This window comes from Arhodomonas sp. KWT (genome assembly GCF_010993615.1).
Genome location: NZ_WNXE01000564.1, coordinates 1 through 1,060, shown reverse-complemented (window position 1 = coordinate 1,060; position 1,060 = coordinate 1). Strand labels below are relative to the sequence as shown.

General features: G+C 67.3%; 1 protein-coding gene. It reads right to left on the bottom strand.

The window, feature by feature from the left end:
• Positions 1–1,060, bottom strand: a 1,060-nt coding sequence (locus G7A99_RS20740; protein WP_163143780.1) for a catalase, incomplete at both ends; no start/stop codon positions are given.

The following is a 1,060-nucleotide window of genomic DNA, read 5'->3' as shown; positions in this document are numbered from 1 at the left end:
TCGCGGTGGTCGTAGCGCCCCGCGTCACCGGAGATGCGCAGCGGCGGCTCGGCCACGGACGGGTCCTCCTGCGGGCCCCCGAAGCTGTTGGGCTCGTAGTTCGGCGCCGCACCGTAGTTGCCGTCCGTGCGCATGTAGCCGTCCCGGTGGTAGGTATGCGCCTCCACCCTGGGCCGGTTCACCGGGATGTGGGCGTAGTTCACCCCGAGCCGGTAGCGGTGGGCGTCCGCGTAGGACATCAGCCGCGCCTGGAGCATCCTGTCCGGCGAGGCGCCGATCCCCGGCACCAGGTTCGACGGCTCGAACGCCGCCTGCTCGACCTCGGCGAAGTAATTGTCCGGGTTGCGGTTGAGCTCCAGCTCGCCCACCTCGATCAACGGGTAGTCGGCGTGGGGCCAGACCTTGGTGAGGTCGAAGGGGTTGAGCTGGTACGACTCGGCATCCGCCTCCGGCATGATCTGCACGTAGACGGTCCACTTCGGGTAGTCGCCGTCCTCGATCGCCGCGAACAGGTCCTGGGTGTGGTAGTCCGGCGTCTCGCCGGCGATCGTCGCACCCTGGGCCTCGGTGAGGCAGCGGATGCCCTGCCGGGTCTTGATGTGGAACTTCACCCAGAAACGCTCGCCGCGCTCGTTCCAGAAGCTGAACGTGTGCGAGCCGTATCCGTTCATATTGCGGAACGACGCCGGCAGCCCACGGTCGCCGAGCAGCCAGACCACCTGGTGAAGCGACTCCGGCGAGAGGCTCCAGAAATCCCACTGCATGGTGTTGTCGCGCATGCCGGTGCGGGGGTGGCGCTTCTGCGAGTGGATGAAGTCCTGGAACTTCAGCGGATCGCGGATGAAGAACACCGGCGTGTTGTTGCCGACCAGGTCCCAGTTGCCCTCGTCGGTGTAGAACTTCACCGCGAAGCCGCGCGGGTCGCGCACGGAGTCCGCCGAGCCCTTCTCGCCGGCGACGGTGGAGAAGCGCACGAACACCGGCGTCTCCTTGCCCACCGTCGAGAACACGCTCGCGCGGGAGTAGTCGGTGATGTCCGCGGTGACGCGGAAGGTGCCAT